The following is a 3046-nucleotide window of genomic DNA, read 5'->3' as shown; positions in this document are numbered from 1 at the left end:
TCATGCGGCTCAGGCGTTGGCTTTCCGATACGATGACATCGAGCCGGCGGCGGATGCGCTCATCGGTTTCCGACAGATCTTCTTGCAGGACTTCGGCGTACATCCGGATATTCGTGAGGGGTGTCTTCAATTCGTGAGAGACTTGGTTGACGAAGGTGACGCGTTGCTGCGCTTCGCGGAGGGCGCGCGTGTTTTCGCGGTAGAAATAGACCGCCAATCCTGCGCACGCCAGGGCCAATGCTGCGATGCCCGATGCCATGCCAAACCACAGAGGAGCCCCTTGGCTATCGTCGGGGACTATGTAGTTCAGATGCCATGAGCCCAGGGGTGGAGCAAGCGCGAGTTGCACGGGCGCGCGATTCCCTTTGGTGCCTAGATAGTCTCCCCATTGATAGACAACCGCATCTTGCGAGTCGCGCAACTCAATGCGCCCGTCGCGAAGCGAATTCGAATCGGGGAGGGCGCCAATGATGTCGGCTAACAGGCGCACTTCGTTGATCTCAGCTCCGACAATAGAACCAGAATTGTCACGCCACCAGAAGAGCAACTGAATGCCGTTCCCCCAATAGCTCGAATGCCAGCCTTTGGATGCGGTAGAGACGGGGAGGTTTCCGGTGAGCGCGGGAGGAATTGCACTGCTGGATTGTTGCTGAGCGGAACCAGCCTCACCGTTTGCCTCCGATTCCGGCCCCGGGATTTCGCCGCGCTCCCAGATGGTTCGTGTGCGCGCGAGAAAACTCTCTTCGTCCCTAGTCAGTTTGGCGCCGGGCGATGGGTGGAGCAACATGCCTTGTGGATCAAGCACAAAGAATTGAAGTGCGATGGGCGACGAACGAAGGCTTTCGCGCAACTCCGCGGGAGTCATGCTGCCGCGCAGCCCCGATGCCATCAGATCCCGTTCGCGCTGTTCGAGCAATCTGGAGATCTCGGAGGACACATCCTGAAGCCGGCCGGTCATGACCTCCTCGAAGCGAAGACGAATCATGGCATGTTCGTTGCGCGACAGCACGACCCCCATCCACGTCACCGCGGCAAGCGGTGCGAGGACGATTAGGAGATACACAAGAAAGAGTCTGGGCTTCACGTCTTGCCGGTGGATCCTATTGCTTCTTCTGTTGGTTTACGATCTCGTATTGCTCTTCTTGCATCTTCTTGCGTTGGGTTTTGTATAGAGCTTCATCTAAATTTTCGATAGCGACGACATTGCTGGAACTGTACTCACTCAACATGTCCTTTCCCCAGCGGTTCGCATTCTCCTGGAGGTAGTACGCATTGCTTTGAAGGACTTCGCGCGCCTCATCGATCTTGCCTTCGTCACGCAGGCGCATGGCCATGATATTGCGCTCAACGCCAATTTGGTAAACGGCGGCAGCCATGACATCGGCGTTCGCGCTCCTCTCAACGGCATCCGGCGAATCAACAAACACGGCCGAGACAGTGCGCGTAAATTCGCGCGGCGACTTGCTCTCCATATCCCAGCAGCGGAATGTCGCGCTGGCGACGCCGTTGACGGCCCCTTGCTGAGTGTCTTGGTTGCTCGCGGGGACCTCGACTTCGAGTATGGCGTACTTGGTCTGGCCGCCGTACAATTGGTTCAGAGTGAATGTGACGTCTTGGCCGTCAATATCCGCTTGGCGCCCAAGCATGCGCACGGGCCGCACACCCGGTTCGCAATGGATAGTGGCCTTGACTTCCTGGGCGACGACGGTCAGCACGTCGCCGAATTCGCGCATGAATGTTTGTTCCAGGTCGGCGGCGTTTTCCGCGAACATGTGGTTGCCATCGCTTGATTGCGCAAGCTTTGTCATGAGGTCTTCGTTGTAGTCGAGACCCAGGCCAATGGTGGTTACGGCGATGCCTTCGCGTCCCAGTGAAGTGCCAAGTTCGGCGAGGTCGCCGGGCGAACTCGGCCCCACGTTGGCGATTCCGTCGGACAGAAGCACAATGCGATTGACACGTTCCTTATCGAGGAACTTGCGAAGTTCTGCCGCACCTTTGCTTACTCCCGCGAAGAGCGCCGTGGACCCATCCGCGCTGAGCTGCGCAACGGCGCTGTAGACCGGCTGCTTGTCAGTGAGTTTTGTGGCGGGCACCAGTACGCGCACATTCGTGTCATACGCGACGAAGGAGACAATATCGTCATTGCGGAGTCTTTCGATGGCCATACGGATAGCCTCTTTGGCGCGAACGATTTTGTCACCTTGCATGGAGCCTGACTTGTCGATTACGAAAGCAACATTAACCGGTGCGCGGTGGTCCGCGTCACGGGGTTCTTTGCCGGTCATCGAAAGACGGAGGTAGGTAGTCGCTTTCTGGTTCTTCAGAAGGATGGGGTTGGCGATTTCGAGCGCAACATCAACGGATTCGCCCCACGCGATTGCGCCCAGGAGGAGCAGGGCAAGAATGGCCCTGGATAAGTGCCGCAGCGCGGTTCGAGTCATGGGAGTCATGGTGGCCTCCTTGTACCCACGATACCACTAACCGGTCGAGAAGCCGAAGTGGATGTGAGCGGTTGTTGGAGCCAGGATAGACGTAGAGAGCAATGACGTGGTGAGAACGGGGTGAGGGGGATGTAAAAAGAATGTAAAAGCACGGACGAACACGGACTGACACGAACCAACACGGACGAACACAGACCGGCATGGGCCGGCACGGACCAGCATGGATAAGACGGTCTATTCGAAGTCCATGCGGAAACGGTCGCCGAGGTAGGTACGACGCGCAATGGGATCGTTGGCGATTTCCTGCGACGTACCGGCGACGGAGATTTGGCCTTCGCTGATGATGTAGGCGCGATCGGTGATTTCGAGTGTCTCGCGGACGTTGTGGTCGGTGATAAGCACACCGATACCGATGTTCTTCAGCGCGGAGACGATGTCTTGCAGATCGGCCACGGCGATGGGGTCGATGCCCGCGAATGGTTCGTCGAGCAGGAACGCTTTGGGTCGCGTTGCCAGCGCGCGGCATATCTCGGTGCGACGCCGTTCACCGCCAGACAAGGTGTAGGCGGGGCTGTCGGCGAGGTGAAGTATGCTGAGGTCGGTCA

At 58.0% G+C, this 3046-nt stretch carries 3 protein-coding genes; all 3 read right to left on the bottom strand.

Annotation, left to right across the window (positions count from 1 at the left end; genetic code table 11):
• Positions 1–1084, bottom strand: a 1084-nt coding sequence (locus K1Y02_26500; GenBank protein MBX7259933.1) for a hypothetical protein, incomplete at its 3' end; no start/stop codon positions are given.
• Between the two features lie 16 nt (positions 1085–1100).
• Positions 1101–2450 (bottom strand): VWA domain-containing protein, encoded by a 1350-nt coding sequence (locus tag K1Y02_26495; GenBank protein MBX7259932.1) that lies wholly within the window; start codon positions 2448–2450, stop codon positions 1101–1103.
• 225 nt (positions 2451–2675) lie between these two features.
• Positions 2676–3046, bottom strand: a 371-nt coding sequence (locus K1Y02_26490) for an ATP-binding cassette domain-containing protein (protein ID MBX7259931.1), incomplete at its 5' end; no start/stop codon positions are given.

The organism is Candidatus Hydrogenedentota bacterium (assembly GCA_019695095.1).
Classification (GTDB): domain Bacteria; phylum Hydrogenedentota; class Hydrogenedentia; order Hydrogenedentales; family SLHB01; genus JAIBAQ01.
Note: the sequence above shows the minus strand (reverse complement) of the source record. Positions and strands in the feature narration are given on the sequence as shown.

Bases quoted from the DNA above. Each gene is read 5' to 3' on its own strand.
- K1Y02_26495 (MBX7259932.1), bottom strand. From the start codon at position 2,450: ATGACTCCCATGACTCGAACCGCGCTGCGGCACTTATCCAGGGCCATT.